This window comes from Pseudomonas sp. 29, from assembly GCF_002754355.1.
GTDB classification, from domain to species: domain Bacteria; phylum Pseudomonadota; class Gammaproteobacteria; order Pseudomonadales; family Pseudomonadaceae; genus Aquipseudomonas; species Aquipseudomonas neuropathica.
In genome coordinates, this window is the sequence record NZ_PEEY01000001.1 from 3,917,783 (window position 1) to 3,944,350 (window position 26,568).

Here is a 26,568-nt window from a genome sequence, read left to right on the forward strand (position 1 = left end):
TGGCCTCAGCTTTTCGCAGTATTTTTGCCATGGGAGCCAACTGACATGGAGCGTCTGACACGCATTCTGGCCACACTCACCCGCTGGGGGCTGGGCCTGTGCGCGTTGGTTCTGGTGTTGATGGCGTTGTACGTCAGTCTCGGTCGTGAGCTGACCCCGCTGGTGGCCGAATATCGCGCCGACATCGAAGACAAGGCGAGTGCCGCCCTTGGCATGCCGTTGCAGATCGGCGAACTTGAAGGTAACTGGAGCGGTTTTGCGCCGATCCTGCTGGCCCATGATGTAATGGTCGGCGCTGGCGCCAATGCGTTGCGTCTGGATCGAGTGCGCGCGGTACCGGATCTTTGGGCCAGCCTGTTGGCGCGCGAAGTGCGCATTGCCCATCTTGAACTCAACGGCCTGAAAATCAGCCTCAAGGAGGCCGAGGACGGCAGTTGGGCGCTGGAAGGTCTGCCGGTGCAGAACGATCAGCCGCTCGACCCGCAGCAACTGTTTAATCGCTCGCAAATGATTCAGCAACTGTCGGTGCTCGACAGTCAGGTGACCCTGCAACCGCTGGATCACGCGCCGCTGACCCTCACCTATGTCGGCCTCAATCTGAAAACCGGCGCCAGCCGTCAACGGCTCGATGCGCGTTTGACCTTGCCGGATGGCCAGCCCGTTGCACTGAGCCTGCGCACGCGGATTCGCCCGGAGCAATGGCAGGACAGTGTGGTGGACGGTTATGCCAGCCTGCCGCAAAGCGACTGGTCGAAGTGGCTGCCAGAGCGTCTTACCCAACAATGGAATTTTTCCGAGATCAAAGCCGGTGGCGAACTTTGGGTCAATTGGGCCAAGGGCACACTGCAGAGTGCCGCGTTACGCTTGAATGCTCCGCAACTGACCGGCGCCTATGCCGATCGCAAGCCGATCCAGATCAATAATCTGGCGCTTAATGCCTACTACGAGAACAGTGATGAGGGTGCGACCATTACCCTCGATTCACTGGCGATGAGTTTTGGCGAAAACCGTTGGGAGTCTCATGTCCAACTGAAGCAGACGCGCGCGACCGACAAGGTGGACGAGCTCTGGCACTTGCAGGCGGATCGTCTCGATCTGACTCCGATCACTCCGTTGCTCAATGCGTTGGGGCCGTTGCCGCAAGGTTTCGCCACGGCCGTTGACCATCTGAAAGTCACCGGTGGGCTGCGCAACGTGCTGCTGGATTTTCGCCCCAATGCCACCGATGGCAACAAATTCAGTTTCGCCACCAATCTGGACAATGTTGGTTTCGATGCCTATCACGGCGCTCCGGCAGCACGAAACGTCAGTGGTAGCCTCAGCGGCAACCTGGACGGTGGCGAGTTGCGCATGGACAGCAAGGATTTTGTCCTGCACCTCGACCCGATTTTCGCCAAGCCATGGCAGTACATTCAGGCCAATGCGCGGCTGACCTGGAAGCTCGACAAAGACGGCTTCACCCTGATCGCTCCGTACCTGAAGGTGCTTGGCGAGGAAGGCAAGATTGCCGGCGATTTCCTGATACGCCTGCATTTCGACCATAGTCAGGAAGACTATATGGACCTGCGGGTCGGTCTGGTCGATGGCGACGGTCGCTACACGGCCAAGTACCTGCCTCAAGTGCTCAGCCCGGCGCTCGACGAGTGGCTGCGTACGGCCATCCTCAAAGGTGCAGTCGATCAGGGTTTCTTTCAGTATCAGGGTTCGCTGAGCAAAAATGCCGGGGAGGCCGATCGCAGTATCAGTCTGTTCTTCAAAGTGCACGACGCTGAACTGGCGTTCCAGCCGGGCTGGCCGCACGTAAGCAAGGTCAGTGGCGATGTGTTTATCGAAGACAGTGGTGTGCGGATCGTGGCCGACAAGGGCCAGTTGCTCGACACTCAAGTCAGCGATGTCTTCGTCAATATTCCCCATGTGCCGGCCGGACAACATACGCATATGTTCCTCGATGGCGCCTTTGCCGGTGGGTTGGGGGATGGCTTGAAGATTCTTCAGGAAGCGCCGATCGGCACCGGTGAGACCTTTGCCGGATGGGAAGGGGCGGGTGATCTGCAAGGCAAGCTCAAACTGGACATCCCGCTGGACAAGGGCGGCGACCTGCCGAAGATTCTGGTCGACTTCAAAACCGCCAATGCGCGCCTGAAACTCGCCGAGCCGAAGCTTGAGCTGACTCAACTCAAGGGTGATTTCCGCTTCGACAGCGCCAAAGGACTCAGCGGGCAGAACATCGCCGCGCGGGCGTTCGACAAACCGGTGACCGCGCAGATCTTCGCTGATGGCAGCCCCGGCAAGCTCAAGACCCGGGTTGCCGCATCCGGTCAGGTCGAAGTGAAGAAACTCACCGACTGGCTGGGCGTGACGCAACCATTGCCGGTTTCCGGGACCATTCCTTATCAGTTGCAATTGAATCTGGACGGCGCCGACAGCCAGTTGATGGTCAGCTCCAGCATGAAAGGTGTGGCGGTGGATCTGCCGGCACCGTTCGGTATGGCGGCAGATGTCGGACGCGATACCGTGTTCCGCATGACTTTGCAGGGGCAGGAGCGGCGTTATTGGGTCAACTACGACCAACTGGCCAATTTCACCTTCGCGGCACCTCCGAGCAATTTTGCCGAGGGCCGTGGCGAATTGTTTCTCGGTGCCGGCGAAGCGGTGCTGCCGGGCGCCAAAGGCTTGCGGGTTCGCGGGGTGCTCTCGGAACTGGACGTCGCGCCGTGGCAGGATCTGGTGAACAAATACGCCGGGCAGGATCCGGGCGGCAGCGCCAAGCAATTGCTCAACAGTGCTGATTTCAAAGTCGGCAAGCTCACGGCACTCGGGACCACGCTGGATCAGGCCTCAGTGCAGGTCAATCGCAAACCGGGCGCATGGAATCTGGCTCTCGACAGCCAGCAGGCCAAGGGCTCGGCGAGCCTGCCGGACGCCAAGGGCGTGCCGATTGCGGTGAATTTGCAGTACGTGAAACTGCCAGCGCCGGACCCGACGGTACAGGCTGACGAAAATTCGCCAGACCCGTTGGCGTCGGTCGATCCGACGAAGATTCCGGCGCTGGACATCACCATCAATCAACTGTTTCTCGGGCCGGATCTGGTCGGCGGCTGGTCGCTCAAAGTGCGACCGACCGCGAAAGGCATCGCCCTGAACAACCTCGATATGGGCCTCAAAGGCATCCTGTTGCAGGGCAACGGCGGCTGGGAAGGTGCGCCGGGGGCGACCAATAGCTGGTTCAAGGGCCGGATTGGCGGCAAGAATCTCGCCGATGTCCTCAAGGGTTGGGGCTTTGCGCCGAGCGTGACCAGCGAAGAATTTCATATGGACGTCGACGGCCGTTGGCCGGGCTCGCCGGCCTGGCTGGCGACCAAGCGCTTCTCCGGCACTCTTGATGCGTCGTTGAACAAAGGTCAGTTTGTTGAAGTGGAGGGCGGTGCGCAGGCGTTGCGAGTGTTTGGCCTGCTTAACTTCAACTCCATCGGCCGGCGTCTGCGTCTGGACTTCTCCGATCTGTTCGGCAAAGGCTTGAGCTACGACCGGGTCAAAGGCCTGTTGGTGGCAAATAACGGTGTGTATGTCACCCGTGAACCGATTCGCCTGACCGGTCCTTCGAGCAACATTGAGCTGGACGGTACGCTGGATCTGGTCGGTGATCAGGTGGACGCCAAGTTGCTGGTGACCTTGCCGGTGACCAACAACCTGCCGATTGCGGCGCTGATCGTCGGCGCACCGGCGGTCGGCGGCGCGTTGTTCCTGATCGACAAGCTGATCGGTGACCGCGTGGCGCGCTTTGCCAGTGTGAAATACACCGTCAAAGGCCCATGGAAAGAGCCGAAAATCACCTTCGACAAGCCTTTTTGAACAGCCAGCCACTGAACCGATGGAGTAGCATGGCCGCATATCTCTTGCGGAGTTCGCCATGTCTTTAGCGGTGATTCAAATGGTCAGCCAGAGCGACGTGCTGGCCAATCTGGCCCAGGCCCGGCGCCTGCTCGAACAGGCAGCGGCCGGTGGCGCGAAGCTGGCGGTGCTGCCGGAAAACTTCGCCGCCATGGGCCGTCGCGACATCGCTGATATCGGCCGCGCCGAAGCATTGGGCGAAGGGCCGATCCTGCCGTGGTTGAAACAGACCGCCCGCGACCTCAAGTTATGGATAGTGGCCGGCACCTTGCCGTTGCCTCCAGTGGATCAGCCGACGGCCAAAGCCAACGCCTGCTCGCTGCTGGTCAATGAGCATGGCGAAATCGTTGCACGCTATGACAAGTTGCATCTGTTCGATGTGGATGTGGCGGACAATCGCGGCCGTTATCGCGAATCCGATGACTATGCTTATGGCAGTGGCGTTGTCGTTGCCGATACGCCCGTGGGGCGAGTCGGTCTGACCGTGTGTTATGACTTGCGCTTTCCCGAGCTGTACAGCGAATTACGTGCCGCCGGTGCAGAGTTGATTACCGCACCGTCAGCTTTTACTGCGGTGACCGGCGCAGCGCATTGGGATGTGCTGATTCGCGCACGCGCCATCGAGACACAGTGTTATGTGCTTGCCGCAGCACAAGGCGGAACCCATCCGGGACCGCGAGAAACCTTCGGCCATGCGGCAATCATCGACCCGTGGGGCCGGGTGCTGGCGAGTCAGGATCAAGGCGAAGCGGTGTTGTTGGCCGAGCGCGATAGCAATGAACAAGCGTCCATCAGGGCGCGAATGCCGGTGACGCGTCATCGGCGGTTTTTCTCGCAGGGCGCACAGCGGCCTGCCTCAGAACACGAATTTAAGGCGTAAACCTATGAGCGAGTTGTTGTCCTCAGTCAGTGATCACCTGTTGGCGCCCGGCGGCGTGACGATCGAGAGCCTGCAAGGCGTGCTCGGCGACCTGGCCGGCCCCGGCATCGACGCCGCCGACCTGTATTTCCAGGGCCAGATTTCCGAATCCTGGGCGCTGGAAGACGGCATCGTCAAGGAAGGCAGCTTCAACCTTGATCAGGGTGTCGGCGTGCGCGCGCAGTCCGGTGAGAAAACCGGTTTTGCCTACAGCAACGCGATCACCCTCGAAGCCCTCGGCGCAGCGGCCCGTGCCGCGCGTTCGATCTCCCGGGCCGGGCAGAACGGCACAGTCCAGGCGTTTACCACTCAAGATGTTGCACAGTTATACGCGCCGGATAACCCGCTGGAAGTGTTGAGCCGGGCCGAGAAAGTCGAGCTGCTCAAGCGCATCGATGTCGCCACCCGCGCACTTGACCCGCGTATCCAGCAGGTCAGCGTCAGCATGGCGGGTGTGTGGGAGCGGATTCTGGTGGCGTCCACCGACGGCGGTCTGGCCGCCGATGTGCGTCCACTGGTGCGTTTCAACGTCAGTGTGATCGTCGAACAGAATGGCCGTCGCGAGCGTGGCGGGCATGGCGGCGGCGGGCGTACGGATTACCGCTATTTCCTCGCCGAAGATCGCGCCATGGGCTATGCCCGTGAAGCGCTGCGTCAGGCGCTGGTAAATCTGGAAGCGATTCCTGCACCGGCCGGTACGTTGCCGGTGGTGTTGGGTTCGGGCTGGTCCGGTGTGCTGTTGCACGAAGCCGTCGGCCACGGTCTCGAAGGCGACTTCAACCGCAAGGGCAGTTCGGCCTACAGCGGCCGCATGGGCGAAATGGTTGCCTCGAAACTTTGCACCATTGTCGATGACGGCACCTTGAGCGGCCGTCGCGGTTCGCTGAGCGTCGACGACGAGGGCACCCCGACCGAGTGCACCACGCTGATCGAAAACGGCGTACTCAAGGGCTACATGCAGGACAAGCTCAATGCGCGTCTGATGGGCGTGGCCCGCACCGGCAACGGGCGCCGGGAGTCCTATGCGCATCTGCCGATGCCGCGAATGACCAACACCTACATGCTCGGTGGCGAAAGCGATCCGGCAGAAATCATCGCGTCGGTGAAGAAGGGCATCTACTGCGCCAACCTCGGCGGCGGTCAGGTCGATATCACCAGCGGCAAGTTTGTGTTCTCCACCAGCGAGGCGTACCTGATCGAAGACGGCAAGATCACTGCGCCGGTCAAAGGCGCGACGTTGATCGGCAACGGCCCCGAGGCGATGAGCCGGGTGTCGATGGTCGGTAACGATCTGGCGCTGGACAGCGGTGTGGGCACGTGCGGCAAGGATGGGCAATCGGTGCCGGTAGGTGTCGGTCAGCCGACGCTGAAAATCGATGCGATCACCGTGGGTGGCACGGGCGCATAAGAGGAGGTGGAGCTTCGGGTGGCGCGCAGGGCGACCACCCGGTGGCGAATATCAACGCAGACCGCGTTGAGTCTCGTCCAGCTCACGGATGTACTTGAAGATCTTGCGGCTGGAAGCAGGAGGTTTGTTTTGCGCAACCTCGTGCTGAGCCTGACGGATCAGGGAACGCAGTTGCTGGCGATCGGCGTCCGGATACTCGACGACGAATTTTTCCAGCACGGCATCGTCGCCCGCGATCAGGCGATCACGCCAGCGTTCGAGATTGTGGAAACGCTCGTTGTACTGACGAGTCGAGGCATCGAGTTGATCGAGCAAGGTCAGAATTGCGTCAGTGTCCTGATCGCGCATCAGTTTGCCGATGAACTGCAAGTGCCGTTTACGCGCGATGTTCGCGGTGTGCTTGGGCGCATCGGCCAACGCCCGGCGCATAGCGTCGGTCAGCGGCAGTTTTGCGATCAAGTCTGGCTTGAGTGTTGTCAGGCGCTCGCCGAGGTCAACCAGAGCATGCAGCTCGCGTTTGACCTGAGATTTGCTTTTTTCTCCCGTATCGAGGGAGTCGTCGTAAGAATCAACCATGGTGGCAGTCCGCAAAGAAACGCCGCCATGATAACCAGTCGGGGGCCGCTTGTCCGGCCCGGTCGCTCGATGACCCCAGCCGAAAGCAGAATTTGAGTGGAGATGAGCATGAGTGCAGTTCAAAGCGTCGGCCCGCAGGCATTGCCGGCACTGCAGGAACAAGTCGAGCAGATCATCGCCGAAGCCAAGCGTCAGGGCGCCAGTGCCTGCGAAGTCGCGGTGTCGCTGGAGCAGGGACTGTCGACGTCGGTGCGTCAGCGCGAAGTCGAAACGGTCGAATTCAACCGCGATCAGGGCTTTGGCATCACCCTGTATGTGGGCCAGCGCAAAGGCTCGGCCAGCACGTCGGCGACCGGTCCGGATGCGATTCGCGAAACCGTCGCTGCCGCACTGGCAATCGCCAAACACACTTCCGAAGACGAAGCCTCGGGCCTGGCCGATGCGGCGTTGATGGCCAAGGAACAGCACGATTTCGACCTGTTCCACGAGTGGGACATCACCCCGGAGCAGGCCATCGAGAAGGCCTTGCTCTGTGAAGCGGCAGCATTCGACGCCGATGCGCGGATCAAGAATGCCGACGGCACCACCCTCAGCACTCATCAGGGCTGCCGCGTGTACGGCAACAGCCACGGTTTCATTGGTGGCTACGCATCGACGCGGCACAGCCTGAGTTGCGTGATGATTGCCGAGGCCAATGGCCAGATGCAGCGCGATTACTGGTATGACGTAAACCGTCAGGGCACTTTGCTCGCGGATCCGGTAAGCATCGGCCAGCGTGCTGCGCAGCGGGCGGCGAGCCGTCTGGGCGCACGTCCGGTGCCGACTTGCGAAGTGCCGGTGCTGTTTTCCGCAGAACTGGCGGGTGGTCTGTTTGGCAGTTTCCTCTCGGCGGTGTCCGGTGGCAGCCTGTATCGCAAGTCGTCCTTCCTTGAAGGCACCCTGGGGCAGAAGCTGTTCCCGGAATGGCTGACCATCGACGAGCGTCCGCACCTGATGCGCGCGATGGGCAGTGCTTCCTACGACGGTGATGGTCTGGCGACGTATGCCAAACCGTTCGTCGAAAAGGGCGAGTTGGTGTCGTACATCCTTGGCACGTACTCCGGACGTAAACTCGGTATGCCGAGCACGGCCAACGCAGGCGGCGTACACAACCTGTTCGTCACCCATGGCGATGAAGACCAGGCTGCACTGTTGAAGCGCATGGGCCGTGGCTTGCTGGTCACCGAATTGATGGGCCATGGCTTGAACATGGTCACCGGCGACTATTCGCGCGGGGCGGCGGGTTTCTGGGTCGAGAATGGCGAAATCCAGTTCGCCGTGCAGGAGGTGACCATCGCCGGCAACATGCGCGACATGTTCAAGCAGATCGTCGCGGTCGGTAATGATCTGGAGCTGCGCAGCAACATTCGGACCGGTTCGGTGTTGATCGAACGGATGACTGTCGCGGGCAGCTAAACCCCGGCCGTCACACACAAAAGGCGCGCCACCTCATCGGGTGGCGCGCCTTTTTTATTGGCTCCATACAAAACCAATGTGGGAGCGAGCCTGCTCGCGAAAGCGATTTCACGGCCGACCGCAGTGGTGACCGGCACGACGCCTTCGCGAGCAGGCTCGCTCTCACAATGAGATCTGCATGGTTCGACGCTCTTGTTTTGGTTCTCATTATCATCTAATAATAAATCTCATTATCGGATGAGCCCCGGATCATGAGTTCTGCCTTGCACGAGCAGCCGTACCTCGAAAGCTGGCGCTGGATGAGTCGCCAGATCCGTTGCGCGATGGATCCCGACGAACCGCGCCTGATCGAACACTATCTGGCCGAGGGCCGGTATCTGGCCTGTTGTACGGCGACTTCTCCCTGGACCATCGCTGAAACCTCCTTCCATCTGCTGCTCGACACGGCCACCGACATCGCCTTGCCGTGGCATTGGCGCAGCTTCTGTCTCGATCAAGCCTGGCGTCCACTGCGTGAAATGGAGCGCCTGTCCCTGTGCAAATGCCGGCTCCAGCGTTGGCAACGCTATACCTGGCAGCTCGCCACCTGCGAACTGCTGCCCTCGATTCCTCTTATTGAACTGGTGCAAGGATTTTCAGATGACCAAGACACGTATTGAGCGCGACAGCATGGGCGAACTGCAGGTGCCGGTGGACGCTCTCTACGGCGCGCAAACCCAGCGCGCGGTGGATAACTTCCCGATTAGCGGCAAACCGATGCCGACGCAATTCATCCGCGCGCTGATCCTCGCCAAAGCCGCCGCCGCCCGCGCCAACGTTGAACTCAACCAGATCAGCGCCGCGCAGGGCAAAGCCATCAGCGACGCCGCGCAAGGCTTGCTCGAAGGCGACTTCATGCCGCATTTCCCGGTGGACATCTTCCAGACCGGTTCCGGCACCAGTTCCAACATGAACGCCAACGAAGTGATCGCCACCCTGGCCAGCCGTCTGCTCGGCGAGCCGGTCAACGCCAACGATCACGTCAACTGCGGCCAGAGCAGCAACGACATCATCCCGACCACCATTCACGTCAGTGCTGCGCTGGCCCTGCACGAACAACTGCTGCCGGCGCTGCTGCACCTGGTGCAAGTGATCGAGCACAAAGCCACGCACGTACATCACCACGTCAAAACCGGCCGCACGCATTTGATGGACGCGATGCCGGTGCGCATGAGCCAGGTGCTGAACGGTTGGGCGCAGCAGCTCAAGGCCAACATCAGTCATCTGCAGGATTTGCTGCCAAGCCTGCAATCCCTGGCGCAGGGTGGCACGGCGGTCGGCACCGGGATCAACGCGCATCCTGAATTCGCCGCGCGTTTCAGCCGCCAGTTGAGTCAATTGACCGACGTGGAATTCACCCCGGGCAAGGATCTGTTCGCGCTGATCGGCTCGCAGGACACCGCCGTCGCCGTCTCCGGCCAGCTCAAGGCCACTGCGGTGTCGCTGATGAAAATCGCCAACGACCTGCGCTGGATGAACTCAGGCCCGCTTGCCGGCCTCGGTGAAATCGAACTCGAAGCCCTGCAACCGGGCTCGTCGATCATGCCGGGCAAAGTCAATCCGGTGATCCCGGAAGCCACCGCCATGGTTGCCGCGCAGGTGATCGGCAACGATTCGGTGATCACCATTGCCGGTCAGTCGGGCAATTTCGAACTGAACGTGATGCTGCCGATCATCGCGCAGAACCTGCTGAGCAGCATCGAGCTGCTGGCCAATTCCAGCCGCTTGCTCGGCGACAAAGCCATCGCCAGCTTCAAGGTGAACGAGTCGCGCCTTAAAGAAGCGTTGTCGCGCAACCCGATTCTGGTGACCGCGCTCAACCCGATCATCGGTTACCAGAAAGCCGCCGAAATCGCCAAGCAGGCCTACAAGGAAGGCCGTGCGGTAATCGACGTCGCCCTGGAACACACCGACCTGTCGCGCAGCCAACTGGAAGAGTTGCTCAACCCCGAGAAACTCACCGCCGGCGGCGTGTAAACCCCGCAACCGCTTTGGAGGCTCACCATGGAGCACTGGAAACGCACGATCGAACGGGCCAATCGCTGCTTCATGCTCGGCGAACTGATCGACGCCCGTGAGGCTTACCTGCAAGCCCTGGCCCTGGCGCAAGTGTTGTTCGAACGCTGGGCGGATGCCGACGAAGCGGTGGCGGCTTGCGTCATCTCCCACCACAACCTGGCCGATCTGCACTTGCGCCTGAATCAGCCGGAGGAGAGCGCCGAATACCTCTGCGCCATCCATCAACGCTTGTTGCAGACCATGCAGGACGAACGTCAGCGCCTCGCCTTGCGTGAAGCGGCGCTGCGCCAGAGCAGCAAGACTTACGTCGAGCTGTTGAATTTCATCAGCGAGCACGGTGAATACCCGCGCACCCAACGCCTGCTGCATCCGGATACCGGCAATGCGCGCCGCGCACCTGCCCCCCATCACCATGGAGTCCATTGAAATGGCTTTTACCTTGCCTGCCTTGCCTTACGCCTACGACGCGCTCGAACCGCACATCGATGCGCAGACTATGGAGATCCACTACACCAAGCATCACCAGACCTACATCAACAACCTCAACGCCGCCGTAGAAGGCACTGAATACGCCGAATGGCCGGTAGAAAAACTGGTCGCCAGCGTCAAGGATCTGCCGGAAAAACTTCGTGCGGCAGTGATCAATCAGGGCGGCGGTCACGCCAATCACTCGCTGTTCTGGGAAGTGATGGTGCCAAGCGGCGGCGGCAAACCGGACGGCGCGCTGGCCAAAGCCATCGATGAGCAATTGGGCGGTCTCGACAGCTTCAAGGAAGCCTTCACCAAAGCCGCGTTGACCCGTTTCGGCAGCGGCTGGGCCTGGCTGAGCGTGACCCCGGAGAAAAAACTGCTGGTGGAAAGCAGCGGCAACCAGGACAGCCCCTTGATGAACGGCAACACGCCGATTCTCGGCCTCGATGTCTGGGAGCACGCCTACTACCTGCGCTACCAGAACCGTCGGCCGGAATACATCAACGCCTTTTACAGCGTGATCAATTGGCCTGAAGTCGCTGCGCGTTATCAGGCTGCGCTGGTTTAAGTCTTCTATAAAAACAATCCAAGGCTGACTATGGGCACTGAAACGCTGGCGATCGGAAGTGGGCGTATGTTTCGTTACGCAGTGGGATCGCTGTTGCTGTTGGCGGGCATGACTTTGCTGGTCGCCCACGGACTGGAATGGCTGAATCTCGAGCCGAGGCTGTTGCGCGCGTTGCAGGGCGGCGCGATCTGCGCCCTCGGCACGGCGCTCGGGGCTGTGCCAGTGCTGGTGATCCGGCGGATGCCGCAGACGCTCAGTGATACCTTGCTGGGTTTTGGTGCCGGGGTGATGCTGGCGGCGACGGCGTTTTCGCTGATCGTGCCGGGCATTGCTGCCGCCGAAAGCCTCGGACTGACACCGTGGGGTGCCAGCGGCCTGACCTGCTTCGGCATCATGCTGGGTGCGTTCGGGCTGTATCTGGTCGATCGCAAGGTTTCCGGCGCGTCCCCGGAAATGCTCGTCGGCACCGTCGAGCATCCGGTGATTCCACCACGGATCTGGCTGTTCGTGTTCGCCATCATTGCCCATAACATCCCTGAAGGCATGGCTGTCGGCGTTTCTGCTGGCGGCGGCATGCCGGATGCGGACAGCCTGGCCATGGGTATCGCTTTGCAGGATGTCCCGGAAGGTCTGGTGATCGCGTTGGTGTTGGCCGGGGCGGGGATGTCGCGGGTCAGGGCGTTCCTGATCGGTGCGGCGTCAGGTCTGGTCGAACCGGTGTTTGCGTTGTTATGTGCGTGGCTGGTCAGTCTGGCGCAGGTGTTGTTGCCATTAGGACTAGCTCTGGCGGCGGGGGCGATGTTGCTGGTGGTGACCCATGAAGTGATTCCCGAGTCGCGACGCAATGGTCATGACAAACTGGCCAGTCTTGGCCTGTTGATCGGGTTTTGTCTGATGATGGTGATGGATACGGCGTTGGGTTGAAGCAGAGCAAAAGACCGCAGCCTGCGGCAGTTCCTGCAGGGAACGTATTCCAATGCAGGAGCTGCCGCAGGCTGCGATCTTTTGACTTTGGCTGTCAGCCGCCTTCGTCGAAGTAGTTGTTGATCAACGCCACCAGCGCATCCAGCGCTTCCTGTTCCTGATGCCCTTCGGTGCTCAGATAGATCTTGGTGCCCTTGCCAGCCGCTAGCATCATCATCGCCATGATGCTTTTGCCATCAACCGTGGTCTCTGGTGTACGGCCCACTCTGATCGTGCAATCCGGATACTGCCCGGCCACCCCGACAAACTTGGCCGATGCGCGGGCATGCAGGCCCAGCTTGTTGATGATTTCGATTTCCAGAGCAGGCATCGCGGTGTGAATCCTTTAAGTGAGGTCGCGGTGGCGAACCTGGACGTTCTTCAGGGTTTTCTGCAGGGCCTGACCCAGACGTTCGGTCAGGTAGACGGAGCGGTGATGCCCGCCGGTGCAGCCAATGGCAATGGTGACGTAAGCGCGGTTGCTCGCGGCGAAGCGCGGCAGCCACTTGTGCAGGTAGGTGAAGATGTCCTGAAACATTTCTTCGACCTCCGGCTGTGCCGCCAGGTATTCAGCCACCGGCGCATCGAGACCCGATTGCGCGCGCAGTTCCGGCTTCCAGTACGGATTGGGCAGGCAGCGCACATCGAACACCAGATCCGCATCCACCGGCATGCCGCGCTTGAAGCCGAAGGACTCGACCAGAAATGCGGTCCCCGGCTCCGGCTGGTTCAGCAGACGCAGCTTGATGGAGTCGCGCAACTGGTACAGGTTCAAATTGGTGGTGTTGATCTTCAGGTCCGCGAGGTCGGCAATCGGGCCGAGCAGGGCGGTTTCATCCTGGATCGCCTCGGCCAGTGAGCGGTTGGCGTTGCTCAGCGGGTGACGACGGCGGGTTTCGGAGAAACGCTTGAGCAGGGTTTCTTCGTCGGCGTCCAGATACAGGACGTCGCACTGGATGTGTTTGGCCCGGACATCTTCAAGCAGTTCGGGAAAGCGTGTCAGGTGGCTCGGCAGGTTGCGCGCATCGATGGACACGGCTACCAGCGGCTGCGCCAGTTCCGTGTGAATCAGCGCGCGTTCGGCCAGTTCCGGCAGCAAGCCTGCGGGCAGGTTGTCGATGCAGTAATAGCCGTTGTCCTCAAGGACATCCAGAGCCGTACTTTTACCCGAGCCGGAACGGCCACTGACGATGATCAAGCGCATGATTAGTGCCCGTTCTGCTCGTCCAGGACAACCTGATACAACGCTTCATTGCTTGGAGCGCTGCGCAGTTTTTCACGCACTTCCTTGCGATCGAGCATGCTGGCGATCTGGCGCAGCAGCTCCAGGTGCGCATCGGTGGCAGCCTCCGGGACCAGCAAAACAAACAGCAGGTCAACCGGTGCGCCGTCAATGGCGTCGAAATCAATCGGAGCATCAAGGTGCATCAGCGCACTGATCGGTGCTGTGCAACCCTTGAGGCGGCAATGGGGAATGGCGATGCCGTTACCAAAACCGGTGGAACCGAGTTTTTCACGGGCAATCAGTGCCTCGTAGACATCTTGCATCTCCAGATCCGCCACTTCGCGGGCGATCAGGTTGGCAATTTGTTCGAGGGCTTTCTTTTTACTGCCGCCCGGCACGTTCACGAGGGAACGGCCGGGGGTCAGGATACTTTCAAGTCGGATCATGGAATGGGGGGTTATCGACCGGTCGCGCCCTGGAGGAGGCTCTGGGTCTTTTCCTTATGCTTTTTGAGTTGGCGATCCAGCTTGTCGGTCAGCAGGTCAATGGCGGCATACATGTCGTCATGCTCGGCATTGGCAACCACTTCTCCGCCGGGAATATGCAAGGTGGCTTCGATTTTCTGCTTCAGCTTTTCGACGCACATCGTGACTTGCACGTTGGTGATCTTGTCGAAATGGCGCTCTAATCGGTCGAGTTTTTCGTTGATGTAGGTGCGCAGAGGTTCGGTCACTTCCAGTTGGTGTCCACTGATGTTGACTTGCATACAGCTTCTCCTTCGTTGCCAGTGCATAAAGCGGCAGGCTGGATAGCCTGCCACTGGAACGCTGTAACGTGGCTTACATCAACCGCTTGCGTTCGCTCGAAGGCGCGATCCCGAGGGATTCGCGGTACTTGGCGACGGTGCGGCGAGCCACCTGAATGCCTTGTGCCTCCAGTAAACCAGCGATCTTGCTGTCACTCAACGGCTTTTTCTGATTTTCCGCGGCAACCAGTTTTTTGATGATCGCGCGGATCGCCGTGGACGAGCATTCGCCGCCTTCGGAGGTGCTGACGTGGCTGGAGAAAAAGTATTTCAGTTCATAAATACCGCGCGGGGTATGCATGAATTTCTGTGTGGTCACCCGGGAAATGGTCGATTCGTGCATGCCGACCGCTTCAGCGATGTCGTGCAGAACCAACGGTTTCATGGCCTCGTCGCCGTACTCCAGAAAACCGCGCTGATGCTCGACGATCTGGGTGGCTACTTTCATCAGGGTTTCGTTGCGGCTCTGCAGGCTCTTGATGAACCAGCGGGCTTCCTGCAACTGATTGCGCATGAAGGTGTTGTCGGCGCTGGTGTCGGCACGGCGGACGAAACCGGCGTACTGGGCGTTGACGCGCAGACGCGGCACCGATTCCTGATTCAGCTCGACCAGCCAGCGCTCGTTGTCCTTGCGCACGATGACGTCAGGGACAACGTATTCGGCTTCAGTGGATTCGATTTGCGAGCCAGGGCGCGGATTGAGGCTTTGCACCAGTTCGATGACCTGGCGCAGCTCGTCTTCCTTGAGCTTCATGCGGCGCATCAACTGGCTGTAATCGCGGCTGCCGAGCAGGTCGATGTAATCGCTGACCAAACGTTTCGCTTCAGCCAGCCAAGGCGTCTTGGCGGGTAGCTGACGCAATTGCAGCAGCAGGCATTCACTAAGGTTGCGCGCGCCGATACCAGCAGGTTCGAATTGCTGAATGCGGTGCAGGACGGCTTCGATTTCATCGAGTTCGATGTCGAGTTCCGGATCGAACGCCTCGAGGATTTCTTCGAGGGTTTCGTCCAGGTAGCCCTGATTGTTGATGCAATCGATCAGGGTGACGGCGATCAGGCGATCGGTGTCGGACATCGGTGCCAGGTTCAGTTGCCACAGCAGGTGGCTTTGCAGGCTCTCGCCGGCGGACGTGCGGGTGGTGAAGTCCCATTCGTCGTCATCGCTGCTGGGCAGGCTGCTGGCGCTGGTCTGATAGACGTCTTCCCAGGCGGTATCGACCGGCAGTTCGTTGGGGATACGCTCGCTCCAGTCACCTTCCTCCAGGTTGTCCACCGTCGGCGCGGTTTCCTGATACGAGGGTTCCTGGATCTCGGTGTTGGGCTTCTGTTCGGCGTTGTCGGCCATAGGGTCGGAATTGTCGAAGTCTTCGCCTTCTTCCTGGCGTTCGAGCATCGGATTGGATTCCAGAGCCTCCTGGATTTCCTGTTGCAGATCCAGGGTCGACAATTGGAGCAGGCGGATGGCCTGTTGCAGCTGCGGTGTCATCGTCAGCTGCTGGCCCATTCTCAAGACTAGCGATGGTTTCATGGCAGGGGCTTAACACCTTATTCGCCGGCGCTATGCGCCATCCACTACAGGGCGCCGGGGCGCCAAACTTAAGCAAATTATATGCCTGAAACTGAAGTGTTTGCCTAGAGCGCTGTAACAATTAAAGCGTATTAATTCCTGCTTGAATCGATACAGCGCCCGGGCGGCGCACCGGGCACTGTTACGCTTACAAGCGGAACTCGTGGCCCAGATACACTTCCTTGACCAGATCGTTGGCCAGGATGGTTTCTGCATCGCCTTCGGCGATCAGTTGACCATCGTTGACGATGTAAGCGGTTTCGCAGATGTCCAGCGTCTCACGGACGTTGTGGTCGGTGATCAATACACCGATGCCCTTGGCCTTGAGGTGGTGGATGATCTGCTTGATGTCGCCGACCGAGATCGGGTCGACACCGGCGAACGGTTCGTCGAGCAGGATGAATTTCGGTGCCGTTGCCAGCGCGCGAGCGATTTCCACTCGGCGGCGTTCACCACCGGACAGGCTCATGCCAAGGTTGTCGCGGATGTGGCTGATGTGGAATTCCTGCAGCAGGCTTTCCAGCTCCTTGCGACGGCCGGCCTTGTCGAGCTCCTGACGGGTCTCGAGGATGGCCATGATGTTGTCGGCCACCGACAGTTTGCGGAAGATCGACGCTTCTTGCGGCAGATAGCCGATACCGGCCTTGGCGCGACCGTGCATCGGCTGGTGGCTGACGTCCAGATCGTCGATCAGCACGCGACCCTGATCGGCCTGTACCAGGCCGACGATCATGTAGAAGCACGTGGTCTTGCCGGCACCGTTCGGGCCGAGCAGGCCGACGATCTGGCCGCTGTCGATCGACAGGCTGACGTCACGCACGACCTGGCGGCTTTTATAGGCCTTGGCCAGGTGCTGAGCTTTCAGAGTTGCCATTACTGGGTTTTCTCGTCGGTTTTCTTCTTCGGCTGGATCACCATGTCGATGCGCGGACGCGTTTCGGTGACCTTGCTGCCGGTAGCGCGACCAGCGCTGGCCAGTTTCTTCACGGTGTCGTAGACGATTTTCTCGCCCTGAGTGACGTTGCCGTCTTTGTCGACGACCTTGGCCTTGTCGATCAGCACGACGCGGTTTTGCTGGGCATGGTATTGAATCGTCACGCCGTAGCCTTGAACCGGTTTGGTGTCGCCCTGGGTTTGCAACTGCTCGAAATAAGCCAGGTTGCCCACGGAGGTCACCACGTCGATATCTCCATTCGGCGCGCGAGTCATGGTGACGGTGTTGCCTTTAACGATCATCGAACCTTGGGTGATGATCACATCACCTTTATAGGTGGCGATGCCGTTCTTGTCGTCCAGTTGGGCGTCGTCGGCCTGAATGCGGATAGGTTGCTGCTGATCGTTCGGCAGAGCCCAGGCGCTCACGCTTCCCAGTGCTGCGCCCAGACTGAGCAAAATAGGGAGGGTTTTAACGAGCCTCATACTGTCCTCTTACGTTCGATAGCAGGTGTATCCTGCTTTCCTTCAGGTACGCTTTCATTCCAACGCCAGTCGATACACCGCCAGCGCCGTCGATTCTAACGGGTTGCTCGGTCTGCGCATATTCCTGCTGCGGGAACACGGTCATGCGAGTGGACGTGATCAGGATGTCACGCTTCTTTTCATCGGTGCGCGCAACGCGTACCGAGTCGATCAGTTCGACTTCGGTGCCGCCTGAGTTCACTTCACCGCGCTCACTGGTAACGTGCCACGGAAATTCTGTTCCGCGATACATGTTCAGGTCGGGTTTGGTCACGAGCGTGACGTCGGTTGCCTTCACGTGCTCGGCTTTTTCGGACGTCATCTCATACTGCACCTTGCCATCCGGCAGGTATTGCAGGGTATGCGTGTTGGTTGCATACCAGTCGATAGGCGTTTCAACCGAGGTGACCGGTGGTTTGTCGAGAAAGCGTTCCGGGCTGATATTCCAATAGCCGACCGCTGCGAAAATCGCAGCGATGCAGCCGAACAGCAGGAAGTTACGAAATTTTTTGCTGAACATGGTTTGGCTCACAGGTACGCGGCGTTGGCCGCATCGAGGCGGCCCTGGGCGCGCAGGATCAATTCGCAGAATTCGCGGGCGGCACCTTCGCCACCACGGGCGTGGGTAACGCCATGGGCGTGTTCGCGGACGAAATCGGCAGCGTTGGCCACGGCCATGCCCAAGCCTACCCGGCGGATCACCGGCAGGTCAGGCAGGTCGTCACCGAGGTAGGCGACTTCTTCATAGCTTAGGCCCAGTTGCGCAAGCAGGCCGTCGAGCACGACCAGTTTGTCTTCACGGCCCTGAAACAGGTGGGGAATCCCCAGGTTTTTCGCTCGACGTTCAACGACGGGTGTCTTGCGGCCGCTGATGATAGCGGTCTGCACGCCGGCGTTCATCAGCATTTTGATGCCTTGACCGTCGAGGGTGTTGAAGGTCTTGAACTCGCTGCCGTCTTCAAGGAAGTACAGGCGCCCGTCGGTGAGGACGCCGTCGACGTCGAAAACCGCCAGTTTGATCGCTTTGCCGCGTTGCAGCAGATCGTTGCTCATTACATGACTCCTGCGCGCAGCAGGTCGGAGAGGTTGAAGGCGCCGACCGGGCGATCTTCCTCGTCTACGACTACCAATGCGTTGATTCGGTGATCTTCCATGATTTTCAGGGCTTCGGCGGCCAGCATTTCCGGGCGGGCAGTCTTGCCGTGGGCCGTCATTACCTGGTCGATGGTGGCGCTGCGGATGTCGATGCTGCGATCCAGCGTGCGGCGCAAGTCGCCGTCGGTGAAGATCCCGGCGAGTTTACCGTCGGTTTCAAGGATGACGGTCATGCCCAGACCTTTACGGGTCATTTCCATCAGTGCGTCCTTGAGCAGCGTGCCGCGTTGGACTTGCGGCAACTCTTGTCCGGCGTGCATGACGTTTTCCACTTTCAGCAGCAGGCGACGGCCGAGGGCGCCACCCGGGTGCGAGAAAGCGAAATCTTCGGCGGTGAAGCCGCGTGCTTCCAGCAGTGCCACGGCCAGCGCATCGCCCATGACCAGTGCTGCGGTCGTCGACGAGGTCGGTGCCAGGTTCAGCGGGCAGGCTTCATGCTCGACATGAACATTGAGATTGACCTCGGCAGCCTTGGCCAGCGGCGATTGCGGGTTGCCGGTGACGCTGATCAGCTGGATGCCCAGACGTTTGATCAACGGCAGCAGGGTTACGATTTCATTGGTCGAGCCGGAGTTCGACAGGGCCAGAATCACATCGTCACGAGTGATCATGCCCATGTCGCCATGACTGGCTTCGGCCGGGTGGACAAAAAAGGCCGGGGTGCCGGTGCTGGCCAGGGTGGCTGCAATCTTGTTGCCGATGTGCCCGGACTTGCCCATGCCAACCACGACTACACGGCCTTTACTGGCCAGAATCATCTCGCAAGCGCGTACGAAATCGGCGTCGATATGGGGCAACAAGCCTTGTACGGCTTCCACTTCGAGTTGGATGGTGCGTTGTGCCGATTGAATCAGGTCGCTGGATTGGCTCATGTCAGAAATCGTATAGCCCGATGAAAAGGCGGCGATTATAGCGGTTATGTTGCAAAGCCTCACGCAAGTTCGTCGTGCTTTGTCATTACTCGTTACCAAAACCCGGGAAAAGAGCCTGCGCACCTGTCATATCGCCGAACACAGGCTGGTACAAGCCTTGGGCGCGTAGCCTTTGCAGTGATATAGTTCGCCGCCAGTTCGGCCTGCCCGGGATGTACGTACTTTTTAAGTAAAGACAGGCGTCCGAGTGAGAGGCTGCATCGCAAGGAGTTTAGATGAGTGCCGATAACGCCTACGCGGTCGAGCTGAAGGGAGTCTCCTTCAAGCGCGGTGCGCGCAGCATTTTCAATAACGTCGATATTCGCATCCCGCGCGGCAAGGTCACCGGCATCATGGGACCTTCCGGGTGTGGCAAGACCACGCTGCTGCGATTGATGGGGGCACAACTGCGCCCTGCCAGCGGCGAAGTCTGGGTCAACGGCCAGAACCTGCCTGCGCTTTCGCGCAGCGATCTGTTCGATGCGCGAAAGCACATGGGTGTGCTGTTTCAAAGCGGCGCACTGTTCACCGATCTCGATGTTTTCGAGAACGTGGCTTTCCCCCTGCGTGTTCATACTGATTTGCCGGAAGAAATGATCCGCGACATCGTCCTGCTCAAATTGCAGGCGGTCGGTCTGCGCGGTGCCATCGAGCTGATGCCGGACGAACTGTCCGGTGGCATGAAGCGCCGCGTCGCACTGGCGCGAGCGATTGCGCTCGATCCGCAGATCCTCATGTACGACGAACCGTTCGTCGGGCAGGACCCGATCGCCATGGGCGTGCTGGTCCGCCTGATCCGCCTGCTCAACGATGCACTGGGGATCACCAGTATCGTGGTGTCCCACGATCTGGCCGAAACCGCGAGCATTGCCGACTACATCTATGTCGTCGGTGATGGTCAGGTGCTGGGGCAGGGTACGCCGGACGAGTTGATGAACTCGGACGAGCCGCGTATCCGTCAGTTCATGACCGGCGATCCCGATGGCCCGGTGCCGTACCATTTTCCAGCGACGGATTACCGCGCAGATCTTCTGGGGAAGCGCTGATGCGCAGAATTTCATTAATAGAACGCGTACGCCGGTTCGGCGAGGCGGCGATCGATGCCGTCGCGGTGTTCGGTCGTGCGACGCTGTTTCTGTTTCACGCGTTGTTGGGTCGCGGTGGCATCAGTGGTGGCTTCGGCCTGCTGGTCAAGCAACTGCATTCGGTCGGCGTAATGTCGCTGGTGATCATTGTTGTTTCCGGGATCTTCATCGGCATGGTGCTGGCGCTGCAGGGTTTCAGCATTCTGTCGAGCTACGGTTCGGAGCAGGCGGTGGGGCAGATGGTTGCGCTGACCCTGCTGCGTGAACTCGGCCCGGTGGTGACGGCGCTGTTGTTCGCCGGTCGTGCCGGTTCGGCACTGACCGCCGAGATCGGCAACATGAAGTCCACCGAACAGCTGTCCAGCCTGGAAATGATCGGTGTCGATCCGCTCAAGTACATCATTGCTCCGCGCCTGTGGGCCGGCTTCATTTCTCTGCCGGTGCTGGCGATGATTTTCAGCGTGGTAGGCATCTGGGGCGGCTCGTGGGTGGCTGTCGACTGGCTGGGTGTGTATGAAGGCTCTTATTGGGCGAACATGCAGAACAGCGTGAATTTCACCAGTGATGTGCTCAATGGCGTGATCAAAAGTATTGTTTTCGCCTTTGTAGTGACCTGGATTGCCGTATTCCAAGGCTATGACTGTGAGCCCACTTCCGAGGGCATCAGTCGTGCTACCACCAAGACCGTGGTGTTTGCCTCGCTGGCAGTGCTCGGCCTGGACTTTATTCTGACCGCTTTGATGTTTGGAGATTTCTGATGCAAAACCGCACCCTGGAAATCGGTGTCGGCCTGTTCCTGCTGGCAGGGATCCTGGCTTTGTTGCTGCTTGCTTTGCGGGTCAGTGGTCTGTCTCCGACGTCGACCACCGACACCTATAAACTTTATGCCTACTTTGACAATATCGCCGGTTTGACGGTCAGAGCCAAAGTGACCATGGCCGGTGTGACCATCGGCAAGGTCACGGCGATCGATCTGGATCGCGACAGCTTCACCGGTCGGGTCACCCTGCAAGTGGATAAAAAGGTCGACAACCTGCCGACCGACTCCACAGCGTCTATCCTGACCGCTGGTCTGCTGGGCGAGAAGTACATCGGTATCAGCGTAGGCGGAGAAGACAAACCGCTGAAGGATGGTGGAACCATCCATGACACGCAGTCGTCACTGGTACTGGAAGACCTTATCGGTAAATTCCTGCTCAATACCGTTAGCAAAGACGCCAAATGAGGAGCTTTTGAATGATCTCTATCTTGCGACGCAGCCTGTTGGTGCTGTTGGCGGCCTTGCCGTTGATGGGTAACGCCGTGGCTGCTGCGACTTCGGCACATGATCTGGTGCAGGACACCACCACCCGGTTGCTGGCCGACCTGGCTGCCAACAAAGAGAAATACAAGCAGGACCCGACGGATTTCTACACGGCGCTCAACAATATCGTCGGGCCCGTGGTGGATGCCGAAGGCATTTCCAAGAGCATCATGACGGTCAAGTACTCGCGCAAGGCCACGCCTGCGCAGATGCAGACCTTCCAGGAAAACTTCAAGAAAGGCCTGTTCCAGTTCTACGGCAACGCTCTGCTTGAGTACAACAACCAGGGCATCACCGTTGACCCTGCCAAGGACGAATCGGGCGATCGCACCAGCGTAAACATGACCGTCAAGGGCAGCAGCGGCGCAATCTATCCTGTGCAGTACACGCTGGAGAAGATCAACGGCGAGTGGAAACTGCGCAACGTGATCATCAACGGCATCAACATCGGCAAACTGTTCCGCGATCAGTTCGCCGACGCGATGCAGCGCAATGGCAACGATCTGGACAAGACCATCAATGGTTGGGCCGGGGAAGTGGCCAAGGCCAAAGAAGCCACCGAAAAGAACCCCGCGCAATGAATGAGGCCGCAGTTCGTATGAGTGATGTCGACGAGCTTCTGCTTAGCGGAGTGCTGGACTATCGCACCGGCGCTGACCTGCGCAAGCAAGGCCAGGCGCTGATCAAGTCCAGCAAGGCCTCTTCGCTGGTGATCGATTGCTCGGCGGTGAAGAAGTCCAGCAGCGTCGGTTTATCGTTGCTGCTGTGCTTCATGCGCGATGCGAATGCGGCCGGCAAGGCTGTCAGCATCCGTGCGATGCCCGAAGATATGCGCGAAATTGCTCAGGTCAGTGAACTGACCGAACTGTTGGCGCACCCCTGAACCCACATCTCTAAAGAAGCCCCCCGTCAGAGTCCTGCCATGCGGGGTTCGCAGGCGCGGGGCTTTTTTGTATGATGTCCGACCCGTGCGCACAGGGCGCCGATTGAGGTTGAGCATGCAGGCCGTAGAAGTGAAGAGCTTCCTTGAAGGAAAGCTGCCCGGAACGTTGGTAGAAGTTGAGGGCGAAGGCTGCAATTTCCAGCTGAACGTGATTAGCGATGAACTGGCGGCGTTGAGCCCGGTGAAGCGTCAGCAGCAGGTCTATGCCCATTTGAACCCATGGATCACCGATGGCAGCATCCATGCGGTCACTATGAAATTTTTCAGCAGCGCGGCCTGGGCCGAGCGCACCTGAGCCTAAGGGCGTCGAGATTCTTATGGATAAATTGATTATTACCGGTGGCGCTCGTCTTGATGGCGAGATCCGCATTTCCGGCGCAAAAAACTCCGCCCTGCCGATCCTGGCCGCCACCCTGCTGTGCGATGGCCCGGTGACCGTTGGCAACCTGCCGCACCTACACGACATCACCACCATGATCGAGCTGTTCGGTCGCATGGGCATCGAGCCGGTGATCGACGAAAAACTCAGCGTCGAAATCGACCCGCGCACCATCAAGACCCTGATCGCGCCGTACGAACTGGTGAAAACCATGCGTGCGTCGATCCTGGTACTGGGCCCGATGGTTGCCCGTTTCGGTGAAGCCGAAGTGGCACTGCCTGGCGGTTGCGCTATCGGTTCGCGTCCGGTTGACCTGCACATCCGTGGCCTCGAAGCCATGGGCGCGGTGATCGACGTTGAAGGCGGCTACATCAAGGCCAAGGCGCCTGAAGGTGGCCTGCGCGGTGCACACTTCTTCTTCGACACCGTCAGTGTGACCGGTACCGAGAACATCATGATGGCCGCTGCACTGGCCAAGGGCCGCAGCGTGTTGCAGAACGCCGCCCGTGAACCTGAAGTGGTTGACCTGGCGAACTTCCTCAACGCCATGGGTGCCAAGGTGTCCGGCGCTGGTACTGACACCATCACTATTGATGGCGTCGAGCGTCTGGGTTCGGCTTTCTATAAGGTCATGCCTGACCGTATCGAAACCGGCACCTATCTGGTCGCCGCTGCCGTGACCGGCGGTCGCGTCAAGGTCAAGGACACTGATCCGACCATCCTCGAAGCCGTTCTGGAAAAACTCCGTGAAGCCGGCGCAGAAATCACCTGCGGTGAAGACTGGATCGAGCTGAACATGCACGGCAAGCGTCCGAAAGCGGTCAACGTGCGCACCGCGCCATACCCGGCGTTCCCGACTGACATGCAAGCGCAGTTCATCTCGCTCAACGCCATTGCCGAAGGCACCGGTGCCGTGATCGAGACGATCTTCGAAAACCGTTTCATGCACGTGTACGAACTGCACCGCATGGGCGCAAAGATCCAGGTCGAAGGCAACACCGCCATCGTCACCGGTACTGAAGTTCTGAAAGGCGCGCCAGTGATGGCGACCGACCTGCGTGCTTCGGCCAGCCTGGTAATCTCGGCACTGGTTGCCGAAGGCGATACTTTGATCGACCGCATCTACCACATCGACCGTGGTTACGAGTGCATCGAAGAAAAACTGCAGATGCTGGGCGCCAAGATCCGTCGCGTTCCGGGCTGATTGCTGCATTGGGACACAGGGACGTGTCCACTGATTTTAAGAGTCGAGCCGGTTTCCGGCTCGATGTGTGTCCGGCGCCGATTGCGACCGGACATGAGTACCTTGATAAGGACTGACGTTTCCCATGTTGACCATCGCACTGTCCAAGGGCCGCATCCTTGACGACACCCTGCCGCTTCTTGCCGAAGCGGGCATCGTGCCGACCGAGAATCCGGACAAGAGCCGCAAGCTGATCATTCCCACGACCCAGGACGACGTTCGTCTGCTGATCGTGCGCGCCACCGATGTGCCGACCTATGTCGAGCATGGCGCGGCCGACCTTGGCGTTGCCGGCAAAGACGTGTTGATGGAATACACCGGCCAGGGCCTCTACGAGCCACTGGATCTGCAGATCGCCCAGTGCAAGCTGATGACCGCCGGCAAGATCGGCGCGCCGGAGCCAAAAGGCCGTCTGCGCGTGGCGACCAAATTCGTCAATGTGGCCAAGCGTTACTACGCCGAGCAGGGCCGTCAGGTCGACATCATCAAGCTGTACGGCTCGATGGAGCTGGCGCCACTGATCGGTCTCGCTGACAAGATCATCGACGTGGTCGACACCGGCAACACCCTGCGCGCCAACGGTCTGGAACCTCAGGAACTGATCGCCACGATCAGCTCGCGCCTGGTGGTCAACAAGGCTTCGATGAAAATGCAACACGCCCGAATCCAGGCGTTGATCGATACCCTGCGCAACGCAGTGGAATCGCGACACCGCGGCTGATTCACCTGCGCGACGTTAAGTCGCGCCCGTCTATCCGCCTCATAGCCAGAATCTCAGGTGCCCAAGCGGAAACGACTGCTAAGTTAGGGCGCCTGAGTTTTTGCCATTCCTATGAGGCTCTCGCTATGACCGCACCGACTGCAATTCGCCGACTCAACGCTGCTGACCCGGATTTCGCGCATCATCTGGATCATCTGCTGAGCTGGGAAAGTGTGTCTGACGACTCGGTCAATCAGCGCGTGCTGGACATCATCAAGGCTGTGCGCGAACGCGGTGACGCGGCGCTGGTCGAGTTCACCCAGAAGTTTGATGGCCTTGAAGTCGCTTCGATGGCTGACCTGATCCTGCCGCGTGAGCGTCTGGAACTGGCTTTGACCCGCATCACCGTGCCCCAGCGCGAAGCCCTGGAAAAAGCCGCGGCCCGTGTGCGCAGCTATCACGAAAAACAGAAGCAGGATTCCTGGAGCTACACCGAAGCCGACGGCACCGTGCTGGGCCAGAAGGTCACGCCGCTGGATCGCGCAGGCCTGTATGTGCCGGGTGGCAAGGCGTCGTACCCGTCGTCGGTGCTGATGAACGCGATTCCGGCCAAGGTCGCCGGCGTGACCGAAGTGGTCATGGTCGTGCCGACCCCGCGCGGTGAAATCAACGAACTGGTGCTGGCGGCCGCATGCATCGCTGGCGTCGACCGGGTGTTCACCATCGGTGGTGCGCAAGCCGTCGCTGCGTTGGCCTATGGCACCGAAAGCGTGCCGCAGGTCGACAAGGTTGTTGGCCCGGGCAACATCTATGTCGCCACTGCCAAGCGCCACGTGTTCGGTCAGGTCGGCATCGACATGATCGCCGGGCCTTCGGAAATCCTCGTGGTGTGCGACGGCCAGACCGATCCGGACTGGATCGCCATGGACCTGTTCTCGCAAGCCGAGCACGACGAAGACGCCCAGGCGGTTCTGGTCAGCCCGGATGCCGAGTTCCTCGACAAGGTCGCCGCCAGCATCAACAAACTGCTGCCGACCATGGACCGCGCGACCATCATCGAAACCTCGATCAATGGCCGTGGTGCATTGATTCACGTGAAGGACATGGCCCAAGCCATCGAAGTCGCCAATCGCATTGCCCCTGAGCACCTGGAATTGTCGGTCGCCGATCCGCAAGCCTGGCTGCCGCAGATCCGCCACGCCGGTGCGATCTTCATGGGCCGTCACACCTCCGAAGCCCTGGGCGATTACTGCGCAGGCCCGAACCACGTGCTGCCGACCTCGGGCACCGCGCGGTTCTCCTCGCCGCTGGGCGTGTACGACTTCCAGAAGCGTTCGTCGATCATCTTTTGCTCCGAGGCCGGTGCTTCCGAGCTGGGTAAAACGGCGTCGGTATTGGCCCGTGGCGAGTCGCTGAGCGCCCACGCGCGCAGTGCTGAATACCGCATCAAAGACGAAGACTTTCTACAAGGGCAGGGGAACTGAG

At 59.8% G+C, this 26,568-nt stretch carries 29 protein-coding genes; 18 read left to right on the forward strand and 11 right to left on the reverse strand.

The features are described 5' to 3' along the window. Positions 1–45 precede the first annotated feature (45 nt). The 3 genes from CLU80_RS17995 to tldD are packed head-to-tail and all read left to right on the forward strand — an operon-like array spanning position 46 to position 6,218. Positions 46–3,852: a YhdP family protein gene (locus tag CLU80_RS17995; protein WP_099758000.1), complete on the forward strand. Its 3,807-nt coding sequence runs from the start codon at positions 46–48 to the stop codon at positions 3,850–3,852. 58 nt (positions 3,853–3,910) lie between these two features. Further along, entirely contained in the window at positions 3,911–4,771 is an 861-nt protein-coding gene (locus CLU80_RS18000; protein ID WP_099758001.1) for a carbon-nitrogen hydrolase family protein, read from the forward strand. Between the two features lie 4 nt (positions 4,772–4,775). Next, positions 4,776–6,218 carry a metalloprotease TldD gene (gene tldD, locus CLU80_RS18005; RefSeq protein WP_034154473.1) on the forward strand — a complete coding sequence of 481 codons (1,443 nt, stop codon included), beginning with the start codon at positions 4,776–4,778 and terminating at the stop codon, positions 6,216–6,218. Positions 6,219–6,269: 51 nt separating this feature from the next. Here tldD and yjgA read toward each other — a convergent pair whose 3' ends face one another. Continuing rightward, complete coding sequence (yjgA, locus tag CLU80_RS18010; RefSeq protein ID WP_007915377.1) at positions 6,270–6,794, reverse strand: ribosome biogenesis factor YjgA; 525 nt, start codon at positions 6,792–6,794, stop codon at positions 6,270–6,272. Between the two features lie 108 nt (positions 6,795–6,902). Here yjgA and pmbA point away from each other — a divergent pair, with 108 nt between their 5' ends. From pmbA to CLU80_RS18040, 6 genes are all read left to right on the forward strand, one after another. Then, a complete protein-coding gene (pmbA, locus tag CLU80_RS18015) occupies positions 6,903–8,249 on the forward strand; it encodes a metalloprotease PmbA (protein ID WP_099758002.1) in 1,347 nt (448 codons plus the stop codon). 251 nt (positions 8,250–8,500) lie between these two features. Then, entirely contained in the window at positions 8,501–8,908 is a 408-nt protein-coding gene (locus CLU80_RS18020; RefSeq protein ID WP_099758003.1) for a FagA protein, read from the forward strand. Then, entirely contained in the window at positions 8,889–10,265 is a 1,377-nt protein-coding gene (locus tag CLU80_RS18025; protein WP_099758004.1) for a class II fumarate hydratase, read from the forward strand. The genes CLU80_RS18020 and CLU80_RS18025 overlap by 20 nt, the downstream gene beginning before the upstream one ends. A gap of 27 nt (positions 10,266–10,292) precedes the next feature. Continuing rightward, the gene (locus CLU80_RS18030) at positions 10,293–10,733 is read left to right on the forward strand and encodes a DUF2753 family protein (protein WP_016984162.1); all 441 of its coding nucleotides are present in this window, start codon (positions 10,293–10,295) and stop codon (positions 10,731–10,733) included. A gap of 1 nt (position 10,734) precedes the next feature. Continuing rightward, positions 10,735–11,346 (forward strand): superoxide dismutase, encoded by a 612-nt coding sequence (locus CLU80_RS18035; RefSeq protein ID WP_099758005.1) that lies wholly within the window; start codon positions 10,735–10,737, stop codon positions 11,344–11,346. Positions 11,347–11,376: 30 nt separating this feature from the next. Beyond that, positions 11,377–12,270 carry a ZIP family metal transporter gene (locus CLU80_RS18040; RefSeq protein WP_099758006.1) on the forward strand — a complete coding sequence of 298 codons (894 nt, stop codon included), beginning with the start codon at positions 11,377–11,379 and terminating at the stop codon, positions 12,268–12,270. 94 nt (positions 12,271–12,364) lie between these two features. On the opposite strand, the gene CLU80_RS18045 is transcribed toward CLU80_RS18040, so the two are convergent. The 10 genes from CLU80_RS18045 to CLU80_RS18090 all read right to left on the reverse strand — a co-directional run bounded on the left by CLU80_RS18045 (position 12,365) and on the right by CLU80_RS18090 (position 19,391). Then, complete coding sequence (locus tag CLU80_RS18045) at positions 12,365–12,640, reverse strand: HPr family phosphocarrier protein (RefSeq protein ID WP_008085079.1); 276 nt, start codon at positions 12,638–12,640, stop codon at positions 12,365–12,367. 15 nt (positions 12,641–12,655) lie between these two features. Further along, positions 12,656–13,513 carry an RNase adapter RapZ gene (gene rapZ / locus CLU80_RS18050; protein WP_038357533.1) on the reverse strand — a complete coding sequence of 286 codons (858 nt, stop codon included), beginning with the start codon at positions 13,511–13,513 and terminating at the stop codon, positions 12,656–12,658. A gap of 2 nt (positions 13,514–13,515) precedes the next feature. Beyond that, positions 13,516–13,980: a PTS IIA-like nitrogen regulatory protein PtsN gene (gene ptsN, locus CLU80_RS18055; protein WP_093435969.1), complete on the reverse strand. Its 465-nt coding sequence runs from the start codon at positions 13,978–13,980 to the stop codon at positions 13,516–13,518. 11 nt (positions 13,981–13,991) lie between these two features. Continuing rightward, the gene (gene hpf / locus CLU80_RS18060) at positions 13,992–14,300 is read right to left on the reverse strand and encodes a ribosome hibernation-promoting factor, HPF/YfiA family (protein WP_093435973.1); all 309 of its coding nucleotides are present in this window, start codon (positions 14,298–14,300) and stop codon (positions 13,992–13,994) included. Between the two features lie 73 nt (positions 14,301–14,373). Further along, a complete protein-coding gene (locus tag CLU80_RS18065) occupies positions 14,374–15,867 on the reverse strand; it encodes an RNA polymerase factor sigma-54 (protein WP_093435977.1) in 1,494 nt (497 codons plus the stop codon). Between the two features lie 187 nt (positions 15,868–16,054). Beyond that, entirely contained in the window at positions 16,055–16,780 is a 726-nt protein-coding gene (lptB, locus tag CLU80_RS18070) for an LPS export ABC transporter ATP-binding protein (RefSeq protein WP_008085069.1), read from the reverse strand. Continuing rightward, positions 16,780–17,325 (reverse strand): lipopolysaccharide transport periplasmic protein LptA, encoded by a 546-nt coding sequence (lptA, locus tag CLU80_RS18075; RefSeq protein WP_016984154.1) that lies wholly within the window; start codon positions 17,323–17,325, stop codon positions 16,780–16,782. Before lptA ends, lptB begins: the two co-directional genes overlap by 1 nt. After that, on the reverse strand, positions 17,312–17,884 hold the full coding sequence (gene lptC / locus CLU80_RS18080) for an LPS export ABC transporter periplasmic protein LptC (RefSeq protein ID WP_038357537.1): 573 nt from the start codon (positions 17,882–17,884) through the stop codon (positions 17,312–17,314). Before lptC ends, lptA begins: the two co-directional genes overlap by 14 nt. A gap of 8 nt (positions 17,885–17,892) precedes the next feature. Beyond that, the gene (locus tag CLU80_RS18085; protein ID WP_093435982.1) at positions 17,893–18,417 is read right to left on the reverse strand and encodes a KdsC family phosphatase; all 525 of its coding nucleotides are present in this window, start codon (positions 18,415–18,417) and stop codon (positions 17,893–17,895) included. Next, on the reverse strand, positions 18,417–19,391 hold the full coding sequence (locus CLU80_RS18090) for a KpsF/GutQ family sugar-phosphate isomerase (protein WP_007912405.1): 975 nt from the start codon (positions 19,389–19,391) through the stop codon (positions 18,417–18,419). The genes CLU80_RS18085 and CLU80_RS18090 overlap by 1 nt, the downstream gene beginning before the upstream one ends. Positions 19,392–19,666: 275 nt before the next feature. Between CLU80_RS18090 and CLU80_RS18095 the strand changes: the two genes are divergently transcribed. From CLU80_RS18095 to hisD, 9 genes are all read left to right on the forward strand, one after another. Next, positions 19,667–20,476: an ATP-binding cassette domain-containing protein gene (locus CLU80_RS18095; RefSeq protein ID WP_007912403.1), complete on the forward strand. Its 810-nt coding sequence runs from the start codon at positions 19,667–19,669 to the stop codon at positions 20,474–20,476. Continuing rightward, positions 20,476–21,273: a lipid asymmetry maintenance ABC transporter permease subunit MlaE gene (mlaE, locus tag CLU80_RS18100; protein ID WP_003221704.1), complete on the forward strand. Its 798-nt coding sequence runs from the start codon at positions 20,476–20,478 to the stop codon at positions 21,271–21,273. Before CLU80_RS18095 ends, mlaE begins: the two co-directional genes overlap by 1 nt. Continuing rightward, positions 21,273–21,740: an outer membrane lipid asymmetry maintenance protein MlaD gene (mlaD, locus tag CLU80_RS18105; RefSeq protein WP_007912400.1), complete on the forward strand. Its 468-nt coding sequence runs from the start codon at positions 21,273–21,275 to the stop codon at positions 21,738–21,740. The genes mlaE and mlaD overlap by 1 nt, the downstream gene beginning before the upstream one ends. A gap of 11 nt (positions 21,741–21,751) precedes the next feature. Next, positions 21,752–22,399, forward strand: coding sequence for an MlaC/ttg2D family ABC transporter substrate-binding protein (locus CLU80_RS18110; protein ID WP_007912390.1), 648 nt, complete (start codon positions 21,752–21,754; stop codon positions 22,397–22,399). Next, positions 22,396–22,701: an STAS domain-containing protein gene (locus tag CLU80_RS18115; protein WP_034154488.1), complete on the forward strand. Its 306-nt coding sequence runs from the start codon at positions 22,396–22,398 to the stop codon at positions 22,699–22,701. The genes CLU80_RS18110 and CLU80_RS18115 overlap by 4 nt, the downstream gene beginning before the upstream one ends. A 115-nt stretch (positions 22,702–22,816) precedes the next feature. Continuing rightward, complete coding sequence (locus CLU80_RS18120) at positions 22,817–23,056, forward strand: BolA family protein (RefSeq protein WP_008085051.1); 240 nt, start codon at positions 22,817–22,819, stop codon at positions 23,054–23,056. Positions 23,057–23,078: 22 nt separating this feature from the next. After that, positions 23,079–24,344 (forward strand): UDP-N-acetylglucosamine 1-carboxyvinyltransferase, encoded by a 1,266-nt coding sequence (gene murA / locus CLU80_RS18125; RefSeq protein WP_007912385.1) that lies wholly within the window; start codon positions 23,079–23,081, stop codon positions 24,342–24,344. Between the two features lie 124 nt (positions 24,345–24,468). After that, a complete protein-coding gene (gene hisG, locus CLU80_RS18130) occupies positions 24,469–25,104 on the forward strand; it encodes an ATP phosphoribosyltransferase (RefSeq protein WP_007912384.1) in 636 nt (211 codons plus the stop codon). 125 nt (positions 25,105–25,229) lie between these two features. After that, positions 25,230–26,567, forward strand: a complete 1,338-nt coding sequence (gene hisD / locus CLU80_RS18135; protein WP_099758007.1) for a histidinol dehydrogenase — start codon at positions 25,230–25,232, stop codon at positions 26,565–26,567. Position 26,568: the final 1 nt, after the last annotated feature.

Excerpts from the sequence above, each read along its gene's own strand:
- hisD (WP_099758007.1), top strand. The coding sequence starts at position 25,230 with ATGACCGCACCGACTGCAATTCGCCGACTCAACGCTGCTGACCCGGAT.
- mlaE (WP_003221704.1), top strand. The coding sequence starts at position 20,476 with ATGCGCAGAATTTCATTAATAGAACGCGTACGCCGGTTCGGCGAGGCG.
- rapZ (WP_038357533.1), bottom strand. The coding sequence starts at position 13,513 with ATGCGCTTGATCATCGTCAGTGGCCGTTCCGGCTCGGGTAAAAGTACG.
- pmbA (WP_099758002.1), top strand. The coding sequence starts at position 6,903 with ATGAGTGCAGTTCAAAGCGTCGGCCCGCAGGCATTGCCGGCACTGCAG.
- hisG (WP_007912384.1), top strand. The coding sequence starts at position 24,469 with ATGTTGACCATCGCACTGTCCAAGGGCCGCATCCTTGACGACACCCTG.
- lptA (WP_016984154.1), bottom strand. The coding sequence starts at position 17,325 with ATGAGGCTCGTTAAAACCCTCCCTATTTTGCTCAGTCTGGGCGCAGCA.
- CLU80_RS18035 (WP_099758005.1), top strand. The coding sequence starts at position 10,735 with ATGGCTTTTACCTTGCCTGCCTTGCCTTACGCCTACGACGCGCTCGAA.
- CLU80_RS17995 (WP_099758000.1), top strand. The coding sequence starts at position 46 with ATGGAGCGTCTGACACGCATTCTGGCCACACTCACCCGCTGGGGGCTG.
- CLU80_RS18040 (WP_099758006.1), top strand. The coding sequence starts at position 11,377 with ATGGGCACTGAAACGCTGGCGATCGGAAGTGGGCGTATGTTTCGTTAC.
- CLU80_RS18085 (WP_093435982.1), bottom strand. The coding sequence starts at position 18,417 with ATGAGCAACGATCTGCTGCAACGCGGCAAAGCGATCAAACTGGCGGTT.
- yjgA (WP_007915377.1), bottom strand. The coding sequence starts at position 6,794 with ATGGTTGATTCTTACGACGACTCCCTCGATACGGGAGAAAAAAGCAAA.
- CLU80_RS18090 (WP_007912405.1), bottom strand. The coding sequence starts at position 19,391 with ATGAGCCAATCCAGCGACCTGATTCAATCGGCACAACGCACCATCCAA.
- murA (WP_007912385.1), top strand. The coding sequence starts at position 23,079 with ATGGATAAATTGATTATTACCGGTGGCGCTCGTCTTGATGGCGAGATC.
- CLU80_RS18065 (WP_093435977.1), bottom strand. The coding sequence starts at position 15,867 with ATGAAACCATCGCTAGTCTTGAGAATGGGCCAGCAGCTGACGATGACA.
- lptB (WP_008085069.1), bottom strand. The coding sequence starts at position 16,780 with ATGGCAACTCTGAAAGCTCAGCACCTGGCCAAGGCCTATAAAAGCCGC.
- CLU80_RS18020 (WP_099758003.1), top strand. The coding sequence starts at position 8,501 with ATGAGTTCTGCCTTGCACGAGCAGCCGTACCTCGAAAGCTGGCGCTGG.
- CLU80_RS18030 (WP_016984162.1), top strand. The coding sequence starts at position 10,293 with ATGGAGCACTGGAAACGCACGATCGAACGGGCCAATCGCTGCTTCATG.
- CLU80_RS18025 (WP_099758004.1), top strand. The coding sequence starts at position 8,889 with ATGACCAAGACACGTATTGAGCGCGACAGCATGGGCGAACTGCAGGTG.
- lptC (WP_038357537.1), bottom strand. The coding sequence starts at position 17,884 with ATGTTCAGCAAAAAATTTCGTAACTTCCTGCTGTTCGGCTGCATCGCT.
- CLU80_RS18120 (WP_008085051.1), top strand. The coding sequence starts at position 22,817 with ATGCAGGCCGTAGAAGTGAAGAGCTTCCTTGAAGGAAAGCTGCCCGGA.
- CLU80_RS18095 (WP_007912403.1), top strand. The coding sequence starts at position 19,667 with ATGAGTGCCGATAACGCCTACGCGGTCGAGCTGAAGGGAGTCTCCTTC.
- mlaD (WP_007912400.1), top strand. The coding sequence starts at position 21,273 with ATGCAAAACCGCACCCTGGAAATCGGTGTCGGCCTGTTCCTGCTGGCA.
- ptsN (WP_093435969.1), bottom strand. The coding sequence starts at position 13,980 with ATGATCCGACTTGAAAGTATCCTGACCCCCGGCCGTTCCCTCGTGAAC.
- hpf (WP_093435973.1), bottom strand. The coding sequence starts at position 14,300 with ATGCAAGTCAACATCAGTGGACACCAACTGGAAGTGACCGAACCTCTG.
- CLU80_RS18045 (WP_008085079.1), bottom strand. The coding sequence starts at position 12,640 with ATGCCTGCTCTGGAAATCGAAATCATCAACAAGCTGGGCCTGCATGCC.
- tldD (WP_034154473.1), top strand. The coding sequence starts at position 4,776 with ATGAGCGAGTTGTTGTCCTCAGTCAGTGATCACCTGTTGGCGCCCGGC.
- CLU80_RS18110 (WP_007912390.1), top strand. The coding sequence starts at position 21,752 with ATGATCTCTATCTTGCGACGCAGCCTGTTGGTGCTGTTGGCGGCCTTG.
- CLU80_RS18115 (WP_034154488.1), top strand. The coding sequence starts at position 22,396 with ATGAATGAGGCCGCAGTTCGTATGAGTGATGTCGACGAGCTTCTGCTT.
- CLU80_RS18000 (WP_099758001.1), top strand. The coding sequence starts at position 3,911 with ATGTCTTTAGCGGTGATTCAAATGGTCAGCCAGAGCGACGTGCTGGCC.